Here is a 26,341-nt window from a genome sequence, read left to right as displayed (position 1 = left end):
CCGCATGAAACGACTTTTGAACAGACTGACGCTTCTGGCGGCCGCCGTGCTGGCCGCCGGGAGCCTCGCGGCCAAGGCTCCGGAGTACCGCCGGGTCGAGGCTCGGGAGAACGCGCAGAAACCCGAATGGAAGAGCTACGAGGCGAAGACCGTCGATCGCCTTCCGGGTTTCAACTGCCGGAAAAGCGATCCCAAACAGAGCGTCTACGGCGGCTGGATGGTTGACCGGCAGGAGGCCACCGGATTCTTCCGCACGCAGAAGATCGGCGGCCGCTGGTGGCTGATCGACCCCGAGGGATGGCCTTTCATCCACAAGGCCGTGGCTGTCTTCACGACGGGCGGTTCGGACCGTCAGAAGAAGGCCCTCGAAGAGAAGTTCGGGACACGTGCCGCATGGGCCGCCGACCAGCAGGAGATGCTGCGCCGCTACGGGTTCAACGGGCTGGGCGCCTGGTCGGACGTGAAGACGGTCCGCGAGTCGGAGCGTCCGATGCCCTACACCGTGATCGTGAGTCCGATGGGCATGTACCGCTCGCAGCACCGCAGGCACTTCGGCGGCAAGTACAAGCAGGCCGGATGGCAGGGCTACCGCTTCGACCTGGCGATGGTTTTCGATCCCGGGTTCGACGCCGTGATCGACCGGGCCGTCAGCCCCGTCGCCGAGTACCGCGACGACAAATACCTGCTGGGCTATTTCACCGACAACGAGCTGCCGTGGGTCAACGATGCGCTGGACCGTCACCTGACGCTGCTGGCGCACGACGAGGATGCCTACATCGCCGTCCGCAAGTGGTACGACGAGCGCAAGGGCGTGAAAGACGCTCCGGCGGCGGAGATCACCGACGCCGACCGCAAGGCGTTCCAGACCTTCTATTTCGACACCTACATGCGCAAGGTCACCGAGGCGCTCCGCAAGTACGATCCCAACCACCTCTATCTGGGCTGCCGTTTCAACCAGCATCATCAGGAGATGGCCAGTCCGGAGATCTTCGCCGTGGCCGGCAGGTATATGGACGTGATCTCGATCAACCACTACCGGCTGTGGGAACCCGACGCCGCGTGGATGGCGAACTGGGAAAAGTGGTCGGGCAAGCCCTTCATCATCACCGAGTTCTACACCAAGGGCGAGGACTCGGGGCTGCCGAACAACACCGGCGCCGGATGGAACGTGCGGACGCAGGCCGACCGCGGCTGGTTCTACCAGAATTTCGTGACGGAGCTGCTGCGCAGCGGCAACTGCGTGGGATGGCATTGGTTCACCTACATGGACAACGATCCCCAGAATCTGAAAACCGACCCCTCGAACCGCGATTCGAACAAGGGCGTCGTGGCCTGGAATTTCGAGCCCTACACCGTCCTGTTAGACGAGATGAAGCAGTTGAACGACTGCACCTACCGGCTGATCCGCCATCTGGATGCGGAGAAGGCCGAAGCAAACCGAAAACGACCGAATAGCCATGAATAAACCGCTGAAATACCTGCTTTTGACCGCTGCCGCCGCGCTTCTGGCCGCCGGCTGCGCGGAAGACAAGACCTATGCGCTGCCCGAGGTCTATCCCTCCGACGACGATACGCCCTCGGACGTGGAGCCGCCCCACGAGGTGCGCGCCCGCAAGAACAAGACCTCGGCGTGGGGCGACTACCTCGCCTACACGGTCGACCGCATCCACGGCTTCACGCCCGGCGAAGATCCCGCCACCGACAAGTACGGCGGCTGGAAGGTCTCGTCGCTGACGGCGACGGGATTTTTCCGCACGCAGCAGATCGGCGGACGCTGGTGGATGATAACCCCCGAGGGCAACCTCTACATCTGCAAGGGCGTGGCTGTGTTCAGCGCCGGCGGTTCGGACCGCCAGCAGGCCAAGCTGCAGGAGAAGTTCGGATCGGCCTCGGAGTGGGCCCGTCAGGAGACCTCGATGCTCAAGGCCCGCGGGTTCAACGGCCTGGGGGCCTGGTCGAACGTCGAGACCGTGCGCAAGCTCGCCGAGCCGATGCCCTATACGGTGATCGTCAGCCCGATGGGCAAGCTCAACGGCTACATCAAGTCCTCGGGCGAGGAGGCCGGCGCGAACTGGTCGGGCTGGGAGGGCTATCCCAACGACTTCGCGATGGTCTTCCACCCCAAATTCGACGAGTACGTCGAAAGCGAGATCAAGACCGTCTCCAAGTACAAGGACGATCCCTACTGCATCGGTTATTTCACCGACAACGAGATTCCGTGGAAGGACTACGCGCTGGACCGCTGCCTGGAGAAGTGGCCCGCAACGCACGTCAACCATCAGAAAGCTCAGGAGTGGCTCGACCGGCGCAAGGGCAAGACCGGAGCGAAGCTCTCCGAGGCTACGGACGCCGACCGCCGCGCCTTCATCGCCTACTGTCTGGAGGTCTATCTGGAAAAGGTGACCGCGGCGATCAAAAAGTACGATCCCAACCACCTCTACCTGGGCTGCCGTTTCAACCAGTGGAACTACGAACTGGCGAATGACGAGCTGTTCAGGACCGCCGGCAGGTACATGGACATCCTCTCGATCAACCACTACCAGAAATGGGAGCCCGACGCGCAGGCCGTGCAGAACTGGGGCGCGTGGTCCGGAAAGCCGTTCTTCGTGACGGAGTTCTACACCAAGGGCGAGGATTCGGAGCTTCCGAACACCACCGGGGCCGGATGGAACGTCCGCACGCAGGCCGAACGCGGCTATTTCTACCAGAACTTCGCGCTGAAACTCATCGAGAGCAAGGTGTGCGTCGGCTGGCACTGGTTCACCTATCAGGACAACGACCCCGAGAATGAGAACACCGACCCCTCGAACCGCGATTCGAACAAGGGCATGGTGACCTGGGATTTCCAGTACTATACGCCCCTGCTGGACAATATGGAGGCGCTGAACGGCAACGTCTATCAGCTGACCCGCTTTTACGATGCGCAATAAAACCGACCGATTATGAAAACCCTATTGAAGACAAACGTGATTCTGCTGCTGGGGATCGTGGCGCTGTGGGGCTGCGAGGAGGATGTGACCCCGTTGCAGCATACGGCGCCGCAGGTGACGTTCCCGGTGCAGGAAACCTCGCTGACGGCCGTCGTCGGCGATCCGGTGGAGTTCCGGGCCGACATCGAGAGCGGCGACAAACTCACTTGCGGATGGTATGTCGATGGAACGCTCGAAGCCTCGACCGCAGAGATGACCTATACGTTCAGCGCTCCGGGCGACTACGAAGTGCGCTTCGAAGCCCGCAACGGCGCCGGGAAAGTGGAGAAAAGCTATGCCGTGAAGGTCGCCGACGTGCTGAAAATGCACCTCTCGGTGGGCGACTCGACGCGCATCGTGCGCCGTCAGCTGGATGTCCTGAAAGTGATGGCCGTCGTCGATGCCGGGTCGGATGTCGTCCACGAATGGAAAGTGGACGGCGAGGTGAAGTCGGACAAAGCCTATTTCGACACGTTCGACCTGCCCGAAGCCAAGGTCTATACTGTGGCCTATGCGGGGACGAATGCTGCCGGGACTTTCCGGAAGAGTTTCGAGGTGCAGGCCACGGAGCGTCCGCTGGAGATCGGTTTCTCGAACAACGACGAGACGATCGCCTGCAAGGACGGCGCCGTCGTGGAGATCATCGCCACGGTGAAGTACGGCGGCACGGGCGTGCAGCACGAATGGAAAGTGGACGGCGAGACGGTCTCGACCGACGCCGTGTTCAGCCGCGCTTTCGACGGCAAGGGACCCTATACGATCGCCTACCACGCCGTGAACTCCAAGCAGGAGACCGTGGACCGCACGTGGACCGTGACGATGGTTCCGTCGGGAGCGCTCTTCGAGCATTTCGAGGACTACACCGAGCTGCCCAAGTGGTGGACCCTGAAACAGAATACTCCGGGTATCGAACTGGCGGACAATCCCAAACCCGAAGGGATCAACACGAGTCTGAAGGTGCTCCGGGACAATGTTACGGGCACGGGTAGCACGTCGGGGTATTTCGACTTGAAACTGAAAGATATACCGGTTGACAAGATCGACGTGACGAAGTACACGGGCATCCGGTTCAAGGTCTATCTGGGCAAAAATAAGTATTATCCGCATATGGATTATGCCGGAAAAAAATATGCATCGGTTACTGATCCGCAGTTCAAGGATGAATGGGAGGTATTGGAATATCGATTCGACACGAAACTTGATCCGACGAAGAACTTGACATTCAGACCGCTGTACCAGAAAAACGGAACGAATATCCCTTCGGGGCCTGTGACCGAAACCAACACCCGCACGGTGTATATCGACGATATCGAGTTTTTGGAGTAAACTGAAATGCGAATGACGATGAAAAAGATAATTTGGATGCAGGCGGTCCTGCTGACGGGACTGGCTGCGATGTGGGGATGCGGCGGCGACGACACGACGGACGAACAGCCGGCCGTCATGCCGCAGGTGACATTCCCCGTCACGGAATCCGCCGTGTCGGCCTATGTCGACGACGCCGTGCGTTTCGAGGCAGTGATCGAGAGCCCCGGACCGCTCAGCTGCGGCTGGTTCGTCGATGGGAAACTGGCGGCCTCGACAGCTTCGATGACCTATGTTTTCAAGGCCAAAGGCACCTATGACGTGCGTTTCGAGGCTTCGAACACGGCCGGAAAGGTCGGGAAGGACTATTCGGTGACGGTCGAGGGATCGCCCCTGAAAGTGGAGTTCTCGAACGAGGAGGAGACCGTCTCCTGCCTGCCGGGCGAGGAGGTGCTCATCACGGCGACGGTCGTGGCCGGCGACAAGGAGGTCGTGCACGAATGGAAAGTCGGCGACGAGGTGGTTTCGACCACCGCGGAGTTCAAGCATACCTTCGACGAGATGGGCTCCTATACGGTGACTTACCGCGGCGTGAATGCCGACGAAGTGTCGGTGAACCGCACGTGGACCGTGACGGTAGACGAACTGCCGCTGGAGATCGAATTCTCGGTGACCGATGCGACGATTTCCTGCGTGCAGGGGAACGAGGTGGCCATCACGGCGACGGTGAAGAACGGCGGAACGGGCCTCGTGCACGCATGGAAGGTCGGCGACGAGGTGGTTTCGACGACCGCGGAGTTCAAGCGCACGTTCGACGAAGCGGGGACTTTCACGGTTTCGTATCGAGGCGTCAACGGCAAGGGCGAGGAAAAGACCTCGTCGTGGACGGTAGGGGTCGAGGAGAAACCGTTGGAGATCGAGTTTTCGAAGGCCGACGGCTCGACGCTCCGGAGTGCCGCGGGTGACGAGGTGGTCATCACGGCGACGGTGAAGGGCGGCGCCACGGGCCTCGTGCACGCATGGAAGGTCGGCGGCGACGCGGTGTCGGCGGCCGCGGAGTTCCGGCATACGTTCGATGCGGCCGGAACCTATGCGGTGACCTACGAGGGCGTCAACGCCAAGGGCGAGAAGAAGAACGCTTCGTGGACGGTCGAGGTGAGCGAGGATGCCGTGGGGTACATGTTCGAGAATTTCGAAACGCTGTCGTCGCTTTCGGCGGATTATATTAAGGAGGCTAACGCCGGTTCGCTGTCGCTGGTCAACAATCCGTATCCTACGGCGAGCAATTCGAGCGGTAAGGTGTTGAAAGTGGATATGTCCAAGACGACGACTCCAACATCGGCTTTTTTCGATGTTTATCTTGAACCTAAATTTCCAGGCGCCGAGCGTGTGAAGTATAAAGCCATCCAGGTGAAAGTCTATCTGGGTAAGAACGAGTACTATCCGCGTATGCTCATTCCGAAGTCGGGCAATCCGAACAAGATGCCCTGCAAGATCAACGGGCAGGCATTTGCGAACAACAATGCTTCGGCGTCCGAATGGAAGCGTCTGATCAAGACGGATGACTGGAACGTGTTCGTCTACGATCTGGAGGGCTGCGGATACGGGTTCAGCAATTGCAGCGAGTTCAACCAGGTTCAGTTCCGGCCTCTGTTGAACATGATCGCCGGCGGGATGAGCGGTTTCGACGCCGAAACCAACAACCGGACCGTTTATTACGACGATATCGAGTTCCTCGAATAACCGGGAACGCAGACATACCCTGCGGCCTCCGTCCTGTGACGGGCGGAGGCCGTTTTATGACTCAACAAAAAAAGGCACATTAGTTACGATGAACAGAAAAGCAATCGCCCTGTGGCTGCTCGTGGCGGCGGCAGGTCTGGCGGGATGTTCCGGCCGGGAGGTCTACAAGGACCCCGCGGCGGAGGTGGAAGACCGCGTGGAGGACCTGTTGGGACGCATGACGCTCGAAGAGAAGGTGATGCAGGTCACGCAGTGGACCTATGGAAAGAACATGAACGTCAACAACGTCGAAAGCGAGACGAAGGCCGTGAGTCCGATGATCGGTTCGCTGCTCTACCGCAGCACCAGTCCGGCGTATTACAACCGGATTCAGCGCAAGGCTGTCGAGGAGTCGCGGCTCGGGATTCCGATCCTGTGCGGTTTCGACGTGATCCACGGCTACCGTACGATTTTCCCGATTCCGCTGGGACAGGCTTGCTCGTGGAACGAGACGCTGGTCGGGGAGTCGTGCCGCATCGCGGCGCGCGAGTCGCGGCTTTCGGGCGTGCACTGGACCTTCTCGCCGATGGTCGATGTGGCGCGCGACGCCCGCTGGGGCCGCGTGTCCGAAGGTTACGGCGAAGACCCCTATCTGAACGGAATGATGGGCGTCGCCGCGGTGAAGGGCTATCAGGGCGACGACCTGACGGCGGACGGTGCGATCGCCGCCTGTCTGAAACATTTCGTGGGCTATGCCTATTCCGACGGCGGCCGCGATTACCACTACACCGAAATCTCTCCGCAGACGCTGTGGGATACGGCGCTTCCGCCGTTCGAAATGGGGGTGAAGGCCGGCGCTGCGACGGTGATGAGCGCCTTCAACGACATTTCGGGCGTACCCGCGTCGGCCAACCGCTATACGATGACCGACATCCTGCGCGGCATGTGGGGATTCGACGGTCTGGTGGTCTCGGACTGGGACGCCGTGAAACAGCTCGTCGCGCAGGGCGTGGCCGCCGACCGGGCCGAGGCTGCGGCCAAGGCGATCACGGCGGGGCTGGACATGGATATGGTGGACGACGTTTACCGGGAGAATCTGGAAGCGCTGGTCGAAAGCGGACGGGTGCCGGAAAAGGTGCTGGACGAAGCCGTGCGGCGCATCCTGCGCGTGAAGTTCCGGCTGGGACTGTTCGAGAAACCCTATATCGAGGAGCTGCCCGACGAGCAGCGCTACCTGTCGATCGAGGCGCGTGCCGCGGCGCGGGAGCTGGCGGCCGAGAGCATGGTATTGCTGAAAAACAGCGGTGCGACGCTGCCTGTCGCCGGTGACGTGCGGCGCATCGCGCTGATGGGGCCGATGGCCGACAACCGCGCGGACCTGATGGGTTCGTGGTGGGGTCAGGGCGAGGCCGGCGACGTGGTGACGATCCTCGAAGGCGTGAAGGCCGAGTTCGCCGGAAAGGCCCGGATCGACTATGTGAAAGGGTGCGATTTCGACGGCGAGGACCGTTCGGAGTTCGCACGTGCCGCGGCGGCTGCGCGTGCCGCCGATCTGGTGGTGCTCTGCGTGGGCGAGAAGAGCGGCTGGAGCGGTGAGAACGCTTCGCGGGCCGGCCTCGCGCTGCCGTCGATCCAGGAGGAGTTCGTGCGCGAAATGGCCCGCACGGGGCGGCCCGTCGTGGTGCTGCTCTCGTCGGGGCGTCCCGTGGACGTGCGCGGCATCGAGCCCGCGGCCGACGCGCTGGTCGAGATCTGGCAGCCGGGAACCGAGGGCGGCAGCGCCGTCGCGCAGCTGCTTTCGGGCAAGGTCAACCCCTCGGGGCGTCTGGCCATCACCTTTCCGGTCTGCGCCGAGCAGCAGCCCGTCTACTACAACCAGCGGCAGGCCGCGCGTCCCAAGTCGGGGCGTTACCAGAATCTCCGGCACGAACCGATGTACCCGTTCGGCTACGGGCTGAGCTACACGACCTTCGAATACGGGACGGTGCGGCTCGACCGCGAGACCCTGCGCCGCGGCGAACGGCTGACGGCCGAGGTGGAGGTGTCGAACTGCGGGGCGATGGACGGCAAGGAGACCGTGATGTGGTTCGTCTCGGACCCGACGGCCTCCATTTCGCGTCCGGTGCGCGAGCTGAAGCATTTCGAGAAGCAGTTCATTCCGGCGGGCGAGAGCCGCGTGTTCCGCTTCGAGATCGACCCCGTGCGCGATCTGTCGTTCCCCGACCACACGGGAAAGCGGCTGTTGGAGAACGGCGCGTTCTATCTGCACGTGAACGGCCAGAAAGTGAAATTCGAACTGATTTGATTGGATTTTTATGAAGAACATACGATTCATACTGGCGCTGGCGGGATGCTGTGCGGCGCTGTCCGCGGCGGCGGGGGAGGAGGCTCCCGCACCGCAGATCGTCAACGTCGCCGGCCGGAAGACCGTGTCGCTCGACGGGCTCTGGAAGACGATCGTCGATCCTTACGAAAACGGTTACTACGACTATCGCCGCAAGCCGTTGAAGGACAATATGTCCTACTTCGCGGACGACGATTTCGACAAGGACCGCACGAAGCTCTTCGAGTACAATTTCAACACCGACCGCACGCTGCTGGTGCCGGGCGACTGGAACACCCAGCGGCCCCAGTTGTACTATTACGAGGGTACGGTCTGGTACCGCAATCTGTTCGACTACGAGCCCCGGGCCGACCGCCGCACGTTCCTCTACTTCGGGGCTGCGAACTACGAAACGATCGTGGGGCTGAACGGCCGCAAGATCGGCAAACACGTCGGCGGCTACACGCCCTTCAACTTCGAGATCACCGGCAAGGTGCGCGAGGGGCGGAACTCGCTGGTGGTGAAGGTCGATAACAAACGGTTGGCCGAGGGCGTCCCGACGCTCAATTCCGACTGGTGGAACTACGGCGGGCTGACGCGCAGCGTTGTGATCGTCGAAACGCCGCTGACTTTCATCCGCGACTACTCGGTGCAGCTGAAGAAGGGCGAGCCGCAGGTGATCGCCGGCTGGGTGCAGTTGGACGGCGCCGAGGCCGAGCAGACGGTGACGGTGGAGATTCCCGAACTGAAAATATCGAAAAAGGTCACGACCGACGCCGACGGCTATGCCGCGTTCGAGGTGAAGGCCAAACCGGTCTATTGGTCGCCCGAGAATCCGAAGCTCTACGCCGTGCGGATCGCCGCCGAGACCGACTCGGTGGACGACCGCATCGGTTTCCGCACGATCGAGACCCGGGGCACGAAAATCCTGCTCAACGGCCGGGAGGTCTTCTGCCGCGGCGTGTCGATCCACGAGGAGATGCCCTACGGCATGAGCGGCCGCGCCTTTTCCGCGGAGCATGCCCGCATTCTGCTGGGGTGGGCCAAGGAGATGGGATGCAATTTCGTGCGGCTGGCGCACTATCCCCACAACGAAGCGATGGTCCGCGCGGCCGAGGAGATGGGACTGATGGTGTGGTCGGAGATTCCGGTCTACTGGACGATCCAGTGGGAAAATCCCGCGACCTATGCCAATGCCGAAGCGCAGCTGGCGGACATGATCACGCGCGACAGGAACCGCGCCAACGTGGTGGTCTGGTCCGTGGCCAACGAGACCCCGCACGGCGAAGCGCGCCTGAAATTCCTGCGGTCGCTCATCGCCAAGGCCCGCAGCATGGACGGCACCCGGCTGGTGAGCGCCGCTATGGAGAAGACCCGGCTGAAACCCGACCTGCTGACGGTGAAGGACGACCTGGCCGATCTGGTGGACCTCATCAGTTTCAACCAGTACGTCGGCTGGTACGACGGCGAGTCGGAGAAGTGCGACCGCGTGAACTGGACCTTCGACCTCGAAAAGCCGGTTTTCATCTCGGAGTTCGGCGGCGGGGCGGTCTACGGCCGTCACGGCGCGCGGACGGAGCGTTTCACCGAGGAGTACATGGAGGACCTCTACGAACGCAGCGTCAACATGTTCAGGCGGATGCCCGGGCTGGCCGGGACGACGCCCTGGGTGCTGAAGGATTTCCGCTCGCCGCGCCGCCAGATGGTCGGCATTCAGGACGATTTCAACCGCAAGGGTCTCATCTCGGACCAGGGCGGCAAGAAGAAAGCCTATTTCGTCATGCAGCGTTGGTATGACGAGCTGGAAAAACGGTATCGGTAGCGCGATTTTGCCGGAAAATACGCTTCGCCGCCCGGTGATTGCCGGGCGGTTTTTTTCGGTTCCGGTTGCGGAATTCTCCCGAAATTTCGTATCTTGTCGGATGGATAGAGAAACCGAGTATGCGTAAATTGATTCTCTTTTTGCTGTTTCTGGGCTGGAATTACCCCCCCCCGGCAGTCGGCGCCGCACCTCCCGCCCAGATGGTGTTCAAACACTTAGGCATCAGCGAAGGATTCAACCAGACCAACGTGACCACGCTTTATCAGGACGAAAACGGCACGATATGGGCCGCGGGCGTCGGCGGCGTGGTCCGCTACCGCGGATTGCAGACCGAGGAGCCGCTCATGCCGGAGCGTGCCGCGGAACTCTTCCGCCCGATGAACGTCAAGGGCATCTACGGCGAGCAGAACGGACTGATCTATTTCTACCAGCTTCGCAACATCGTCGAATACGACCTGCGGCGGGAGACCTTCCGGCCGCTCTTCACCGATTCTTTGCTCGACAGCCGTTCGATCTCGGCCGCGACGGTCCGCGGAGGCCGGGTCTATGCCGCTGCCGGGGACCGCATCGTGATCGCCGCGCCCGACGGGAAGTGCAGCCAGCTGCTGTTGCCCCCGATGAGCGAGGTCTCGGCGCTGGCCTGCACGGCCGGGGGCGTGCTCTATGTCGGGACGCTCCATTCGGGGCTCTACCGCCTTGACGAACGCGGTGCGGCGGAGTGCATCCTGCCGACGGCTTCGAAGATCAGCAGCCTGTTCGAGGACAGCCGCGGCGATTTGTGGGTCTGCACCCGCAGCGAGGGGCTCTACCGTCTCGACGTCGGGGGCGGCGTGCGGCGTTTCGTCCACGATCCCCGGCACCCCGAGGGGTTGGCTGACAACTATGTGCGCTGCATCTGCGAGGACGACGAGGGCCGGTTGTGGATCGGCATGATGTTCGGGCTGGACTGCTACGACCCCGCGTCGGACCGCTTCTACCACTTCGGACGTTCGGACAACCCGCTTTACGGCATGCGCAACCTCACGGTGGAGTGCATCATGCGCGACCGCCGGGGTGCGATCTGGTTCGGGTCGTTCTATACGGGAATCTCCTATTTCCATCCCCACGAAGCGCTGTTCCGCGTGGTCCCGATCGAGGGCGGGGACACGACGTGGACCATCGTCGCCGACGTGACGCTCGACCGCCGCGGCGACGTTTGGGCCGGGACCTCGGACAAGGGGCTCTACTTCTACGACCGCACGCGCCGCCGGGGCCGCTTCTTCAACATGGGCAACAGCGGCATCCCGAGCAACAACGTCAAGAGCATCCGCTACGACGCCGGACGCGATCAGTTGTGGCTGGGGATGTTCATGGGCGGCGTCTGCGTCTACGACATCCCTTCGGGGCGTTTCGAACGGCTGAAAATCGCCGACCAGGGCGGCGGATCGGAGAACATCGAGATCGTCCACAGCCTTTCGCGCGAAGGCGATGCGATCTATGCCGGGACCTATGCCGGAGTTTACCGGATCGACATGCGGACGCGCCGCGCGGAACGCATTCTGAACCAGCAGCGGGTGTTCAACGTGCTGAGCGGCGGCGACGGATGGCTCTACGTGGTGACGGGGCAGGTGAATTTCCGGGTTTACCGCCGCGACGAAGCGGGCGTTTACCAGCTCTATTTCAACCGCGTGGCGCAGCAGGACATGGTGACCTCGCTGTTCCGCGACGACCGCGGGCGGGCGTGGGTCGGAACGACCCGCAGCGGGGCGCTGCTGTTCGACCGCGAGCGGAAGGAGTTCGTGGCCTACGACCGGGCCGCGTGCGGCATTGCGAGCGACTATGTGAGCGCCATTTCGCAGACCCCTTCGGGGCTGATGGTCTTCGGAACCAACGCCGGATTGTCGGTCGTCGATGCGGACAGCCTCCGCAGCGAGAATTTCAACATCCGCAACGGATTCCCGCTGCTGTCGCTCGAAAACGGCTGTCTGTGGCGCGGCGGGGGCGACGAGATGCTGGCGGGCGGCGTCGATGGCATCGTGTCGTTCGCCGGGCGGGACCTGATCCGTACCGGACGTGCGCCGCAGCTCTTCTTCGCGGCGCTCTCGGTGAACGAGCGGCCCGTGCGGGCCGGCGACCGGACCGGTATTCTGGACCGGGCGATGCCCTACGCGAAGTCGATCTCGCTGGGGCACAGATACAGCATCGTGGACATCGCTTTCGGGACCGACAACGCCGTGGATTTCAACCTCGGCGACTATCAGTACAAACTGATCGGCTACGACGAGGCGTGGCGTCCGCTGCCGGGGAGCATCATCCGCTACATGAACCTCCCGCCGGGGCACTACCGGCTGGCCGTGCAGAGCCGTCCGACCAAACTGCTCGACGGCGGAGGGCGTATCGAACTCGGCATCCGGGTCTATCCGCCGTTCTACGCCAGCATTCCGGCCTACATTCTCTACGTGCTGCTGATCATGCTCATCACGGCGTGGGTCGTCCGCTACTACTATACGAAAAAGCAGCTGGAACAGTCGCTGGCGATGGAGCGCATGGCCCGCGAACAGCAGGAGCGCATCACGCAGTGGAAGCTGGTCTTCTTCACCAACATCTCGCACGAGTTCCGCACGCCGCTGACGCTGATCCAGGGCCAGCTGGACCTGCTGGCGCGGCAGGAGATGCCGGGGGTGCTCAAAGGCTATCTGATGAGCGTCCGCCGCAACGCCCTGCGGCTGCGCGATCTGGTCAACGAACTGATCGACTTCCGCAAGCAGGAGCAGGGATACATGTCCCTGAAAGTGAGCCGGCAGGATCTGGTGGCCTATCTGGCCGACGTGTGCGGCACTTTCGAGGAGTACGGCCGCATCCGCGAGGTGGAGCTGCGCTACGAACCCGGGATGGAGCGGCTGGAAGTGCCGTTCGACTCGGTGCAGTTGCAGAAAGTCTTCTACAATCTGATAAGCAACGCTTTCAAACACACCGACCGGGGCGGACGGATCACGGTGACGCTCTCGGCGGACGATGCGCAGGCCGTGGTGAAGGTGGCCGATACGGGCCACGGCATCGAGGAGAAATTCTTCACGACGATTTTCGAACGCTTCTACCACCACGAGGCCGACACGCAGGACGCCGGGGTCGGCATCGGACTGGCCCTTTCGAAAGGCATCGTCGAACTGCACGGCGGGCGGATCGGCGTCGAGAGCGAGGTGGGAGTGGGTTCGACCTTCACGGTGACGCTCCTGCTGAATCCCGATTTCAGCGGCAATGCCAACGTCGAAGTGGTCGGGACGCAGGAGCATGTCCGTCCGGCGCCCGTGGCCGACTATCTGCCGGCGCCCGAACGGATTCCGGGGTCGGAGGAGCTGCCGCGCCTGCTGGTCGTCGAGGACGACGACGAGCTGCGGAGCATGTTCGGCACCATCTTCGCGCAGCATTACCGGGTGACGCTGGCTGCGGACGGCACCGAGGGGCTGCGGCTGGCGCGCGAGGAGCAGCCCGACCTGATCGTGAGCGACGTGCTGATGCCCGGGATGTCGGGAACGGAGCTGTGCGCGGCGGTCAAGCGCGAATTCGGGACGTGCCATATCCCGGTGATCCTGCTCACGGCCCTTTCGTCGCCCGAACAGCGCATCACGGGGCTCGAAAGCGGCGCCGACGACTACGTTTCGAAGCCCTTCGACATGGACGTGCTGATGGCCAAGTGCAACGGCATGGTGCGCAACCGCCGGCTGTTGCAGCGCAAGTTCCTCGAAGGGAGCTCCGAACCCGCGTCGGAGGTGCTTTCGGGCAATCCGATGGACGAGGCTTTCGTGCGCAAGACGCTGGCGCTGATCGGCGGCCATCTCGACAGCGAATCGCTGGGAGTCGGGATGCTGAGCCGCGAACTGGCCCTGAGCCGCACGGCGCTGTTCGCCAAGATCAAGGGCGTCTTCGGGCAGACCCCCACGGAACTGATCCAGGGCATCCGCCTGCGCGAAGCCGCGCGGATGCTGGCCGAGTGTCCCGAGCTGAAAATCGCCGAGATCGCCGATAGGGTGGGGATCAATTCGCTGCAATATTTCGGCAAATTGTTCAAGGCGCGCTACGGCTGTACGCCCTCGGAGTATCGCACGGCGCCCGGGGAGAGACGCGAGGGCGCCTGACGCGATACGCCCCGCTCCGGTCTGTCCGGGGCGGGGCGTTTTCAGTATGGGGCTGCGTCGCGGTCCGGCCTGCGGGCGCTCTTGAGGTAGGCGTCTTACGCTGAGGCCGTAGCGGTTAGGGTCGGAAGCGTTTTTGACCTTCGGTTGCTCTTGAAACAGGCGTCTTACGCCTGGGAGCACGGATGGAGATCGGAAGCCGACAGACCTGGGGTTGCCCCTAAGACAGGCGTCTTACGCCTGCATGGCTTGGGCGATGCCTTCGGCGATCTGGTCGATGGCGCCCTGCAATTTGCCGCCGACCATCATCTTCATCATCATGTTCAGCTCGATGTGCAGGACCAGCCGCATGCGTGTATCGGTCTCCGAAACCTTGTGCAGCTGAATCCAGAAGGCGAAGTCCATCGGAATTCCCCCGTCGTCGCCCACGATCTTGACGTGTTTGGGCTCCTCGCGCTCCGCCATGCGGAGTTTGACGGTGAAGCCCTTGGCTTTGAACGAGCAGGTCTCCTCGGTGGCCTGCCACTCCTCGACCCGGTCGGCGAGGGCCGGCGTGAGGTTGTCGAAGCGGCTGATGACGGCGTAAATCTGTTCTGCGGGACGCAGAATCCGGTGTTGTTTCGATATGTACTCTTGCATTTTCAAGGATTGTGACGGTTGGGTGTCAGTCTATTTCGAACGTGCGGGCCGTGTCGCTGTCAACGGTGATGCGCACCGTCATCACATTGTCGGGCAGCAGCGGTTCGATCTTCTCGGGCCACTCCACCAGGCAGAGGTCGCCCGAATAGAAATACTCTTCGTACCCGAAGTCGAACGCCTCGCGCAGGTCGTCGATGCGGTAGAAGTCGAAATGGTGGATGCGGCGGTTGCCGTCGCCCTTGTATTGGTTGACGATGGCGAACGTGGGGCTGGTGACGGTGTCTTTGGCTCCGAGTTCGGCCGCGATTTCGCGGATGAGCGTGGTCTTGCCGGCGCCCATTTCGCCGCGGAAGGCGACCACCGTGCGGCGGCCCAGCGAGCGGATGACCGCCTCGGCGACCTGCGGAAGCTCGTCCTGCGAGGTGATGTGGATGGTTCTCATTTATTTCTTGGGCTTTAGAACGATATACGGAACGATCATCTCCTCCATCGAGATGCCGCCGTGCTGGAACGTGTTGCGGTAGTAGCGGATGTGGCGGTTGGCGTCGTTGTTGTAAACCAGGAAATCCGTGTTGTAGGCGAAGATGTAGCTCGACGTGAGGTTGCTCGACGGCAGCTGTATGTCTTCGGGTTTCAGAATCTCGTACACCTCGCGGGAGTTGTACGCCAGATTGCGGCCCGTCTTGTAGCGCAGGTTGGCCGAGGTCTCGCGGTCGCCCGTGACCTTCACGGGATTGTCTACGCGGATGGTGCCGTGGTCCGAGGTGATGACCACCGTGTGGCCCCGTTCGGACAGGAGGCGCAGGATGGTGTAGAGGTCCGAATGCTCGAACCACGAGCGCGTCAGCGAACGGAACGCCGCCTCGTCCTCGGTCAGCTCGCGGATGATGTCGGTCTCGGTGCGCGCGTGCGAGAGGATGTCGAGGAAGTTGTAGACGATCACCGAGAAGTCGGCGTCGTAGACCTTTTGTATATTGTCCACCAGCTTGCGGCCCTGCTCCGGGCGCACGAGCTTGTCGAACGAGAATTTCCACGACTTGCCGTTCTGGCTCATCAGCCGCTTCAGGAACTCCTCCTCGTATTGGTTCTTGCCGCCCTCCTCGTTGTCGTTGAGCCACTTGTTGGGCATCAGCTTGTCGATGGCCAGCGGCATCAGCCCCGCGAAGACCGCGTTGCGGGCGTACTGCGTGGCCGTGGGCAGGATGGCGCAGTAGAAATCGTCCTGCGCAACGTCGTAATAGCCCCGCAGCAGCGACGAGATCGACCGCCACTGGTCGTAGCGGAAATTGTCGATCAGCAGCAGCGTGGTCTTGGGGTTCTCGTCTACGACGGGGAAGATCTTGGTGCGCATGAGCGTATGCGACATCACGGGGGTGTCGTCCGCGCGTTTGTTGATCCAGTTGTAGTAGTTGCGGCGCACGAACTTGCAGAATTCCTGGTTGGCTTCGGTCTTCTGGTAGGCCAGCACCTCCTTGATGCTCTGGTCGGTGGATTCCCCCAATTCGATCTCCCAGTTGGCCAGCTTGCGGTAGAGCGAGCACCAGTCCTGGAACGTGTCGGCCATTTGCAGCGACGAGGAGATGCGTCCGAACTCCGAACGGTAGTCGGCGGTGGTCTGCTCGGTCACGAGCTGCTGCTGGTGGACGTTCTTCTTGATCGACAGCAGCACCTGATTGGGGTTGACGGGTTTGATGAGGTAGTCGGCGATCTTCGAACCCACGGCCTTGTCCATGATGTTCTCCTCCTCGCTCTTGGTGACCATGATCACGGGGGTCGTGGGGCGCACCTCCTTGATCTGGGGGAGGGTTTCGAGTCCCGTCATGCCGGGCATCATCTCGTCGAGGATGATCAGGTCGTAGGAGCCTTCGGCGGCCATGTCGATCGCGTCGTATCCGTTGTTGCAGGTGTCCACCTCGTACCCTTTCCCTTGCAGGAACAGCACGTGGGGCTTCAGCAGTTCGACTTCGTCATCGACCCATAATATTTTGACCATACGGTTGTCGGAATTAGAATTGCAAAATTAACGATTTTATTATCAAACGCAAAATGCGTACGGTTTATTGGGTCGGTTCCGATTTTTGTGAATATTGCGGTTGTTTTTTTGCTTGAACGGAATATTGTTCGTATATTTGCGAACAACAATGACGGATATGACGAAGAGAGCCTATACGGACCGGGAGGAGCGGATCGCCCGTTTTGCCAAAGCGATGGGGCATCCGGCGCGAATGGCCATCCTGCGCTTCCTTGCCGCGCAGGAGAGCTGCTTTTTCGGGGACATTCACGAAGTGCTGCCGATCGCAAAGGCGACCGTGTCGCAGCACCTCAAGGAGCTGAAGGATGCCGGATTGATACAGGGCGAGATCGAGACCCCGAAAGTCCGCTACTGCATCGACCGGGCGAATTGGGCGGTTGCGCGCGACCTCTTTGCCGATTTCTTCCGCGATTGCCGGGAGAAGGATTCCTGCTGCGGGTGAGCGGCTTTTTTTTTGCGGATATTGTTCGTTGTTCGCCGAACTACATTTAATAAAAAATGAATGAATATGGAGATCAAAGTATTGGGAACGGGGTGCGCCGGATGCAAGGCGCTCTGCGAAACGGTGAGACAGGCCGTGGCCGAATCGGGATTGGACGCAACGGTCGTAAAGGAAGAGGACATCGTGAAAATCATGTCCTATGACGTGATGACTCTGCCCGCGTTGGTCGTGGACGGGCGGGTCGTGGCCCAAGGCCGGAAATTGTCGCTTGCAGAGGTTCGGGGATTGCTGACGAAATGATCCGCCATGAAAAGATTATTGTTGCTTGCGGCGGCCGCCGCGTTTGTCGCCTGCGGGCAAGGGCCTGTGGGAAAAACCGCTGCCGACAGGCCGCAGGACGATGGTGTCGAAGTGCTTTGTTTCCACGGAGCAAAACGCTGTGCGACTTGCATTGCGATTGAGACCGGTGTGAAAGAGGTCATCGAAACCGATTTCGCCGGGCAGGTCGGAGCCGGGGAGGTGCGCTTTCGCATTATCGACGCTGCAAAGCCGGAGAACGGAGCGTTGGCCGACAGGTATGAGGTGGCGTGGTCGGCGCTGTTGCTGAATAAATGGCGGGACGGAAAAGAAACCGTGACCGATCTGACGCGGTTCGCCTTCGCCAACGCCCGCACGAACCCGGAGAGATTCAAGGCGGAGCTCTGCGCCGAAATCCGGAAACAACTGGACATGTAGCTATGGAGTATTTGCAAAACCTGTCGGACGGTTCGGCCGTTCCGATTCTGACGGCCTTTCTGCTCGGGTTGCTGACCGCCCTGAGCCCCTGTCCGCTGGCGACCAACATCGCTGCGGTGGGTTATATCTCGAAGGATCTGGAAAACCGTCGCCGCGTCTTCTTCAACGGCTTGCTTTACACGCTCGGGCGTGTCGCCGCCTACACCTTGCTGGGGGCGGTGCTGATTGCCGTGCTGCGTGAAGGGGCGGGTGTTTTCGCCATTCAGAAGGCAATCGGCAAATGGGGCGAAATGCTGATCGGCCCGGTGCTTGTTCTGATCGGATCGTTCATGCTCTTCGGACATCGGCTCGACCTGCCGAAATTCGGGTTTTCGGGTCGCGGCGGGCAGGTGGGACGGCGCGGCGGATGGGGTGCGTTTCTGCTCGGGGTTCTTTTTTCGCTGGCGTTCTGCCCGACGAGCGGGGTTTTCTATTTCGGGATGCTGATTCCGATGTCGGCCGCCGAAACGGGCGGCTATCTCCTGCCTGCCGTGTTTGCTGCCGCTACGGGGCTCCCCGTGGCGGTCGTCGCATGGATCTTGGCATATGGCGTCGCCGGGCTGGGGACCTTCTGCAACCGGATGCAGGCGATTCAAAAATGGCTCACGCGGATTGTGGGTCTGCTTTTTATAGCCGTAGGTATTTATTATGGTGTAATTTATTTCTGTTAAAACGATGATTCAACGATTTGCCGACTGGCTCGTTTACGGCGTGTTCGGGATGAGCGCCGAAACGCATGCGGGAAGTGCCGTCAATTTCTTTTTCTACGACAGCATCAAGATCCTGCTCCTGCTGTTTTTGATCAGTATCGTGATGGGAATTGTCAACGCCTATTTTCCCATCGACGAACTGCGCCGCTGCCTTGCCGCCCGGAAATTGTACGGGGTTCAATATCTCCTCGCCTCGTTGTTCGGGGCGGTCACGCCCTTCTGCTCCTGCTCGTCGATCCCGCTGTTCATCGGGTTCGTCAAGGGCGGCATTCCGCTGGGGGTGACATTGGCATTTCTGATCACCTCGCCGCTCGTGAACGAAGTCGCCGTGGCGATGTTCCTCGGTTCGTTCGGACTGCGGGCGACGATGATCTATGTCGTGAGCGGCATCCTGCTCGGCACGGCCGGCGGGTTCCTCCTCGGCCGCTTCGAATTGGAACGCTACCTCTCGCCGTGGGTGCGGCGGTTGCAGACGCAGTCCGAAACGGAATCCGAAGCGTGGGCGGAAAGGCGCACGCCCTTTGCGGATCGGTTTCCCGTCATCGTGCGCGATGCGTGGGGCGTCGTGCGGAGCGTGCTGCCGTACGTGCTGGCCGGCATCGGCGTGGGTGCGGCGATGCACGGGTATGTGCCCGAAGGATTTTTCGAACAATATATGTCGAAAGATAATTGGTTCGCCGTGCCTCTGGCGGTCATCTGCGCCGTGCCGATGTATGCCAACGCCGCCGGAATCGTCCCGGTGATTCAGGTTTTCGTGGCCAAAGGCATTCCGCTGGGAACTGCCGTCGCCTTTATGATGGGTGTCGTCGGGCTGTCGCTTCCGGAAGCCGCGATGCTGAAAAAAGTGATGACATGGCGGCTGATCGGGATCTTCTTCGCCGTGATGACCTCGTTTTTTATTCTGTCGGGGTATGTGTTTAATATGCTTCTGTAATACAGATGTTTAGCCTCGTCCGGTCGCTTGCGCCGGGACTTCGGATCAACCGCCGATGCAGAATCTTTCGATTTTGGTCCGGGATTTGCCCGGTATTTGTTATCGTGTTGTAAGCGTGCGGACTACGGTGCCGCAAAAAAAATGAAAAAATAATGCGGTTTGTTGGCGGATATGTAAATAAAACGTATATTTGCAGTCCGAATTGGGTTGAACTTAATTAATTTAACTAATCAAAGATATGACAAAGGCAGATATCGTAAGCGAAATCGCTAAGAGCACCGGTGTTGAGAAGGTGCAGGTACAGGCTATCGTCGAGGCTTTCATGGACAGCATCAAGACATCGCTCACACAGAAGAACAACGTGTATCTCCGCGGATTCGGCAGCTTCATCGTGAAGAAACGCGCCAAGAAGGTCGCCCGCAACATCTCGAAGAACACGACCATCACCATCCCCGAGCACAACATCCCCGCTTTCAAGCCCGCCAAGAGCTTCGCAGCGAAGGTGAAATAATTCACGATAAATAAAGAACCTCTAAAAACTAAAGGACTATGCCAAACGGAAAGAAGCATAAGCGTCACAAGATGGCTACCCACAAGCGGAAAAAACGTCTTCGCAAGAACCGCCATAAGAAAAAGTAGCAGGGTAGCACCTTTGTGCTAGACGATAGATAAAGCTAAAGGGACCCAGGGGTTCTTTTAGCTTTACCTGTTTTTTCGGGATTTTCAATTTTCAGGGTGTTTTACCGCGTCCGCGCCCTCCGCCGGACGCTCTCCGATACCCGCCTCGGCCGGGATTCCCGGCATCCGTTTTTCCCCATTGGAGTTCGCCGCCACTTCATGCCAAAATGCGGTCCAGTACTAATTTCACACTCCGCGCCCGGACTCCCGGTGCGCGACACAAGATAGATGAACAGAGAATTAATCGTCAACGTAAACCCGACCGAGATATCCATTGCGCTGTGCGAGGACAAGGTCCTCGTCGAGCTCAACAAGGAGCAGTGCCAGACGGGATTCGCCGTGGGGGACATCTACCTCGGGAAGGTGCGCAAGATCATGCCGGGTCTGAACGCGGCATTCGTCAACATAGGACACGAAAAGGATGCTTTCATCCACTACCTCGATCTGGGGCCGCAGTTCCCCTCGCTGCAAAAGCTCGTCGCCTCGCAGCAGCCCGGAAAACGGGGCCTGCGGGTCGAGGGAATGAAACTCGAACCGCCCGTCGAGAAGACCGGGAAGATCGGCGAATACCTCCAGGTGGGGCAGCAGATCATGGTCCAGGTGGCCAAGGAGGCCATTTCGACCAAGGGACCCCGCCTGACGGCCGACATTTCGCTGGCCGGCCGCAACGTGGTGCTGGTGCCCTTCACCTCGAAGGTGTTTCTCTCGCAGAAGATCCGTTCGGCGGACGAGAAAAAGCGTCTGAAACGCATCGCCGCGGCGGTGCTGCCGAAGAACTTCGGCGTTATCATCCGCACGGCGGCCATGGAGGCCCGGGACGAGGACATCGAGCACGACATCCAGACCCAGATCGACCGCTGGCGCAAGACCTGCGCGGCGATCAAGAAGAACGTGGCGTCGGCTCCGGCGCAGCTGATGAGCGAGATGAACCGCGCCAATACGATCATCCGCGACTCGCTGAACGGCTCCTTTTCGCAGATCGCCGTCGATGACGAGGCGATGTTCAACGAGATCCGCAACTACATCCGGCAGATCGAGCCCGAGAAGGAGAAGATCGTCAAACTGTACAAGGGCAACGTGCCCATCTTCGACAACTTCGACATCTCGAAGCAGATCAAGTCGTTGTTCGCCAAGTACGTGTCGCTGAAGCGCGGCGCCTACCTCATCATCGAGCGCACGGAGGCCATGAACGTCATCGACGTCAATTCGGGCAACCGCACCAAGGCCGAGGACAACCAGGAGCAGACCGCGATGGACGTGAACCTCGCGGCGGCGAAGGAGATCGCCCGGCAGCTGCGCCTGCGCGACCTCGGGGGAATCGTCATCATCGACTTCATCGACCTGCACAAGGCGCAGAACAAGCAGGCGTTGTTCGACGAGATGGTCAAGCTGATGGCCACCGACAAGGCCAAGCACACGGTGCTGCCGCTGACGAAATTCGGACTGATGCAGATCACCCGCCAGCGGGTGCGTCCGGTGGCCGTGGAGAGCGTCTCGGACGTTTGTCCGACGTGCAACGGATCGGGCAAGATCGAGCCTACGGTGCTGTTGGACAAGAAGATCGAGAATCAGATCTCGTTCCTCACGCAGGACCGCGGGCACAAATTCATCAAGCTGGTCGTGAGCCCCTATGTGGCGGCATTCCTCCGGAAGGGATTCTGGTCGCTGCGCCGCCGCTGGGAGTGGAAATACAAGGTGCGCCTCGAAATCGCCGAGGACCAGAGCGTCGGCATCGTGGAGGTGCATTACCACGACAAAAAGGATAACGACCTGATTCAGAAATAAGGTATGGCAACTGCCCGCGAGCAGCTGGCGCAGTTCGCCGGCGGGTCGAAGACCCTCGGCAAGCTGTGCCGCGAGTATAAGAACAGGAGTGCTACCGTCCACCTCGAAGAGCTGGTCGGCGGTGCTCTTTCGTTTTATGCCGCGGCTGCCGTGGCGAAGAGCGGCGGGGTGCACCTCTTCGTGGCCGAGGACCGCGACGCCGCGGCCTATCTGATGAACGACTTCTACAACCTGCTCGACGAGGAGCGGGTATGCTTCTTCCCCTCGTCGTGGAAGCGTTCGGCGGTCTACGGCGCCGAGGACGCGCAGGGCGTGGTGCAGCGCACGGCGACGATGAATGCCCTGCGGGGATTCCCGGGAAAGGGTTACCTGGTCGTCTGCACCTATCCGGAGGCTCTCGCCGAGCGGGTCGCCGATGCCGATACGCTCCGCAAGGGGACGATCTCCGTGCGCGTGGGCGACAAAATCTCGATCGAGGTGCTGGAGCAGGAGCTTGTCGATGCCGCCTTCACGCGGGTGGATTTCGTCTACGAGCCGGGGCAGTATTCGGTGCGCGGCGGCATCGTAGATGTCTTTTCCTACTCCGAGAGCAAGCCCTACCGACTGGATTTCTTCGGCGACGAGGTCGATTCGATCCGGCGGTTCAACATTTCGAGCCAGCTGTCGTCGGACAAGCTGGACCGCGTGGAGATCATCCCCGACCTGAATGCCGGGGTGCCGGCCGCGGCGAAGGTTTCGCTGGCGCGTTTCGCCGGTGCGGATGCCGCCTGGTGGTTCTACGACGCTGATTTCGTGTTCCGGCGGGTCAACGACGTGCGCCGCAAGACGCTGGCGGACATGGAGCGTCCCGAGGAGATCGACTCGCTGCTGACGAGCCGCAACGGACTGCTGGCCGATCTGGCCGGATGCCGGATTTTCGCTCTGCGGGACAATCTGCCCGAGCGTCCGGCGGAGGCGAGCGTGAAGTTCTCGACGGCTCCCCAGCCGAAATTCAACAAGAACTTCGAGATGCTGGCGGACGACATGATCCGCAACGCCCTGCGGGGATACGACACCTATATTCTTTCGGAGAACAAGGCGCAGGTCGAGCGTCTGGAGAACATCTTCCACCAGATCGGTCGCGGGCAGGCCGTCGTGCGGTCGCTGTCGGTGACCCTGCACGAGGGTTTCGTGGACAACGACCTGAAGCTGTGCCTCTACACCGACCATCAGATCTTCGACCGCTACCAGCGTTATCGCATCAACGGCGAGATCCGGCGCGACGAGCAGATGACCGTCGCCGAGCTGAACCAGCTCCGCCCGGGCGACTACGTGGTGCACATCGACCACGGCGTAGGGCGTTTCGACGGGCTGGTGAAGATCGCCGCGGGCGACGGACGCATGCAGGAGGCGATCAAGCTGGTCTACAAGGACGGCGACGTGCTCTTCGTCAACGTACACTCGCTGCACCGCATCTCGCGTTACAAGTCGGGCGACGGCGAGCCGCCGAAAGTCTACAAATTGGGCAACGGAGCCTGGCAAAAGCTGAAAAACGCCACCAAGAAGGCCGTCAAGGATATTTCGCGCGAGCTGATCGCCCTCTACGCCAAGCGCAAGGCTTCCAAAGGCTTCGCCTTCTCGCCGGACAGCTATTTGCAGCACGAGCTGGAGGCTTCGTTCAAATGGGAGGACACGCCCGACCAGCAGTCGGCGACGGCCGCCGTCAAGAAGGACATGGAGTCGGATCAGCCGATGGACCGGCTGGTGTGCGGCGACGTGGGCTTCGGCAAGACCGAGGTGGCGATCCGTGCGGCGTTCAAGGCGGCCGTCGATGGCAAGCAGGTCGCCGTGCTGGTGCCGACGACGATCCTCGCCTTGCAGCACTACCGTTCGTTCACCGAGCGTCTGCGCAACTTCCCGGTGCGCGTGGAGTATCTGAACCGCACGAAGTCGGCCAAAGAGGTCGGCCAGATCCGCGAGGACCTTGCGGCGGGCAAGATCGACATTCTGATCGGCACGCACAAGATACTGGGCAAGCAGATCGTGTTCCGCGACCTGGGGCTGCTCATCATCGACGAGGAGCAGAAATTCGGCGTTGCGGCCAAGGAGAAGCTGACGCAGATGAGCGTCTCGGTCGATACGCTGACGCTCACCGCCACGCCCATTCCCCGCACGCTGCAATTCTCCCTGATGGGTTCCCGCGACCTGTCGGTCATCTCGACGCCGCCGCCCAACCGCCAGCCGATCCTCACCGAGTCGCACGTCTTCTCGGAGGAGATCGTCCGCGATGCCGTCGAGGCGGAGCTCGCGCGTGGCGGGCAGGTCTATTTCGTCCACAACCGCGTCGAGGACCTGCCGGTCCTGCAAGGGCTCATCACACGCCTCTGCCCGAAGGCCCGGGTGGCCGTAGGGCACGGCAAGATGCCCGCCGAGCAGTTGGAAAAACTCATCATGGACTTCATCTACGGGGAGTTCGACGTGCTGGTCTCGACGACCATCGTCGAGAACGGCATCGACATCCCCAACGCCAATACGATCATCGTCAATAATGCCCAGAACTTCGGTCTGAGCGACCTCCACCAGCTGCGCGGCCGCGTGGGGCGTTCGAACCAGAAGGCATACTGCTACCTGCTCTCGCCGCCCGACGAGTTGCTGTCGGCCGACGCACGGCGGCGTCTGCGGGCCATCGAGGAGTTCTCCGACCTGGGCTCGGGGTTCAATATCGCCATGCAGGACCTCGACATCCGCGGTGCGGGCAACCTGCTGGGAGCCGAGCAGAGCGGGTTCGTCGCCGACATCGGGTTCGAGACCTACCAGAAGATCATGAACGAGGCCGTCGCCGAACTGCGCGCCGAGGGGCTGAACGTCCCGGGCCTGAGCGACGGCGAGCAGGGGGTGGTCGAACAGATGCGCTTCATCGACGACGCGCACATCGACATCGAGGTCGAAGCGGCGCTGCCGGACGCCTACGTCTCCCAGCAGGCCGAGCGTCTGAAACTCTACCGCGAACTCGACTCGACGAAGGACGAGGAGGCTTTGCAGGCTTTCGAAAGCCGTCTGGCGGACCGTTTCGGACCCCTTCCGCGCGCCGCGAAGGAGCTGCTGAACGTCGTGCGGCTCCGCTGGGAGGCCATCCGCCTGGGCATGGAGCGCGTGAAGGTCAAAAACGGGCTGATGATCGTGCATTTCGTGGGCGAGGAGAATTCGCCCTATTACAAGAGCGAAACCTTCATGGCGTTGTTGCAGCGGGTTACCCGGCACCCCGACCGATTTGTGCTCAAACAGCACAATAATCGGCTGGCGATGACCGTTAGGAATGTCAAAGACGTTGAGGACGCTTATAAAACGCTGCAACAACTTTGAATCTGGTCGTGGACATAGGCAATACCCTTGTCAAACTCGCCGTTTTCGACGACGGACGGCTCGTTGCACAGCGTTGCGCGGAACGGCTGCTGCCGTCCATGCTCGACGATCTGCTGTCGGGCCGCAGGGCCGCGAAAGCCGTGGTGGCTTCGACGCGCGGCGCGACCGGCGATGCGGCGGAGACGGTGAGGCCTTTTGCGGATTACCTGCTGGAGTTCACCCCGCAGACCCCCGTGCCGATCGGCAACGCCTACCGCACGCCCGAGACGCTGGGCCGCGACCGGCTGGCCGCCGCCGTGGGCGCCGCGACGCTCTACCCGGGACGCAATGTGCTGATCGTGGACTTCGGGACGGCGGTGACGATCGACCTGGTGACGGCCGACAACACCTTCCGCGGGGGATGTATCTCGCCGGGGATGGCGATGCGTTTCAGGGCGCTGCACGACTACACGGCTGCACTGCCGCTGTGCGGGCCCGCCGAAGACGAGCGGTTGCAGGGACTCGCCACCGAAGATGCCGTCCGGCTGGGGGTGATGAACTCGCTGACCTTCGAAATCGAGGGGTATATCGCCCGCATGCGGGAAAAAATCGACGATTTATGCGTTATTTTTACCGGCGGGGATGCGAAATACTTTGCGAAAAGAATTAAAAACACGATATTTGCAAATTGTAATCTCGTCTTTTGCGGATTGGATAGAATATTAGAGTATAATGCAAGTGAAGAACACCTTGATTAAACTGATTGTCGCGGC

General features: G+C 61.1%; 19 protein-coding genes. 16 read left to right on the top strand and 3 right to left on the bottom strand.

Translation table 11 applies throughout. The features are described 5' to 3' along the window. Positions 1–4: 4 nt before the first annotated feature. From NQ519_RS02420 to NQ519_RS02390, 7 genes are all read left to right on the top strand, one after another. Complete coding sequence (locus tag NQ519_RS02420; protein ID WP_147513135.1) at positions 5–1,465, top strand: hypothetical protein; 1,461 nt, start codon at positions 5–7, stop codon at positions 1,463–1,465. Further along, positions 1,458–2,930: a hypothetical protein gene (locus tag NQ519_RS02415; RefSeq protein WP_019149656.1), complete on the top strand. Its 1,473-nt coding sequence runs from the start codon at positions 1,458–1,460 to the stop codon at positions 2,928–2,930. Before NQ519_RS02420 ends, NQ519_RS02415 begins: the two co-directional genes overlap by 8 nt. A gap of 12 nt (positions 2,931–2,942) precedes the next feature. Next, a complete protein-coding gene (locus NQ519_RS02410) occupies positions 2,943–4,295 on the top strand; it encodes a PKD-like domain-containing protein (protein WP_019149657.1) in 1,353 nt (450 codons plus the stop codon). Between the two features lie 18 nt (positions 4,296–4,313). Next, on the top strand, positions 4,314–6,017 hold the full coding sequence (locus NQ519_RS02405) for a PKD-like domain-containing protein (protein WP_227901044.1): 1,704 nt from the start codon (positions 4,314–4,316) through the stop codon (positions 6,015–6,017). 88 nt (positions 6,018–6,105) lie between these two features. Next, entirely contained in the window at positions 6,106–8,301 is a 2,196-nt protein-coding gene (locus NQ519_RS02400) for a glycoside hydrolase family 3 N-terminal domain-containing protein (RefSeq protein ID WP_019149659.1), read from the top strand. 10 nt (positions 8,302–8,311) lie between these two features. Beyond that, positions 8,312–10,141 carry a glycoside hydrolase family 2 protein gene (locus tag NQ519_RS02395; RefSeq protein ID WP_019149660.1) on the top strand — a complete coding sequence of 610 codons (1,830 nt, stop codon included), beginning with the start codon at positions 8,312–8,314 and terminating at the stop codon, positions 10,139–10,141. A gap of 119 nt (positions 10,142–10,260) precedes the next feature. Continuing rightward, entirely contained in the window at positions 10,261–14,256 is a 3,996-nt protein-coding gene (locus NQ519_RS02390) for a two-component regulator propeller domain-containing protein (RefSeq protein ID WP_019149661.1), read from the top strand. Between the two features lie 231 nt (positions 14,257–14,487). Here the strand turns inward: NQ519_RS02390 and NQ519_RS02385 are convergent, their stop codons facing one another. From NQ519_RS02385 to porX, 3 genes are read right to left on the bottom strand one after another with little or no spacing between them, the layout of a single operon-like run. Further along, on the bottom strand, positions 14,488–14,892 hold the full coding sequence (locus tag NQ519_RS02385; protein WP_019149662.1) for an SRPBCC domain-containing protein: 405 nt from the start codon (positions 14,890–14,892) through the stop codon (positions 14,488–14,490). 25 nt (positions 14,893–14,917) lie between these two features. Beyond that, a complete protein-coding gene (gene tsaE / locus NQ519_RS02380; protein WP_019149663.1) occupies positions 14,918–15,334 on the bottom strand; it encodes a tRNA (adenosine(37)-N6)-threonylcarbamoyltransferase complex ATPase subunit type 1 TsaE in 417 nt (138 codons plus the stop codon). After that, a complete protein-coding gene (gene porX, locus NQ519_RS02375; protein WP_019149664.1) occupies positions 15,335–16,885 on the bottom strand; it encodes a T9SS response regulator signal transducer PorX in 1,551 nt (516 codons plus the stop codon). Positions 16,886–17,042: 157 nt separating this feature from the next. Between porX and NQ519_RS02370 the strand changes: the two genes are divergently transcribed. From NQ519_RS02370 to NQ519_RS02330, 9 genes are all read left to right on the top strand, one after another. After that, complete coding sequence (locus NQ519_RS02370) at positions 17,043–17,366, top strand: ArsR/SmtB family transcription factor (RefSeq protein WP_026076318.1); 324 nt, start codon at positions 17,043–17,045, stop codon at positions 17,364–17,366. Between the two features lie 66 nt (positions 17,367–17,432). Beyond that, a complete protein-coding gene (locus NQ519_RS02365; RefSeq protein WP_026076319.1) occupies positions 17,433–17,666 on the top strand; it encodes a thioredoxin family protein in 234 nt (77 codons plus the stop codon). Positions 17,667–17,672: 6 nt separating this feature from the next. Then, positions 17,673–18,101, top strand: a complete 429-nt coding sequence (locus NQ519_RS02360; protein ID WP_026076320.1) for a nitrophenyl compound nitroreductase subunit ArsF family protein — start codon at positions 17,673–17,675, stop codon at positions 18,099–18,101. 2 nt (positions 18,102–18,103) lie between these two features. After that, entirely contained in the window at positions 18,104–18,811 is a 708-nt protein-coding gene (locus NQ519_RS02355) for an aromatic aminobenezylarsenical efflux permease ArsG family transporter (RefSeq protein ID WP_019149668.1), read from the top strand. Between the two features lie 4 nt (positions 18,812–18,815). Beyond that, positions 18,816–19,784, top strand: coding sequence for a permease (locus tag NQ519_RS02350; RefSeq protein ID WP_019149669.1), 969 nt, complete (start codon positions 18,816–18,818; stop codon positions 19,782–19,784). Positions 19,785–20,022: 238 nt separating this feature from the next. After that, positions 20,023–20,295: an HU family DNA-binding protein gene (locus tag NQ519_RS02345; RefSeq protein ID WP_019149670.1), complete on the top strand. Its 273-nt coding sequence runs from the start codon at positions 20,023–20,025 to the stop codon at positions 20,293–20,295. A 395-nt stretch (positions 20,296–20,690) separates the two neighbouring features. Then, positions 20,691–22,247: an Rne/Rng family ribonuclease gene (locus NQ519_RS02340; RefSeq protein ID WP_019149671.1), complete on the top strand. Its 1,557-nt coding sequence runs from the start codon at positions 20,691–20,693 to the stop codon at positions 22,245–22,247. Between the two features lie 3 nt (positions 22,248–22,250). Further along, positions 22,251–25,589 carry a transcription-repair coupling factor gene (mfd, locus tag NQ519_RS02335; RefSeq protein WP_019149672.1) on the top strand — a complete coding sequence of 1,113 codons (3,339 nt, stop codon included), beginning with the start codon at positions 22,251–22,253 and terminating at the stop codon, positions 25,587–25,589. Beyond that, entirely contained in the window at positions 25,586–26,326 is a 741-nt protein-coding gene (locus NQ519_RS02330) for a type III pantothenate kinase (RefSeq protein WP_019149673.1), read from the top strand. Before mfd ends, NQ519_RS02330 begins: the two co-directional genes overlap by 4 nt. The last annotated feature ends 15 nt before the right edge of the window (positions 26,327–26,341 follow it).

The sequence above is a fragment of the Alistipes senegalensis JC50 genome, assembly GCF_025145645.1.
GTDB lineage: Bacteria > Bacteroidota > Bacteroidia > Bacteroidales > Rikenellaceae > Alistipes > Alistipes senegalensis.
Note: the sequence above shows the minus strand (reverse complement) of the source record. Positions and strands in the feature narration are given on the sequence as shown.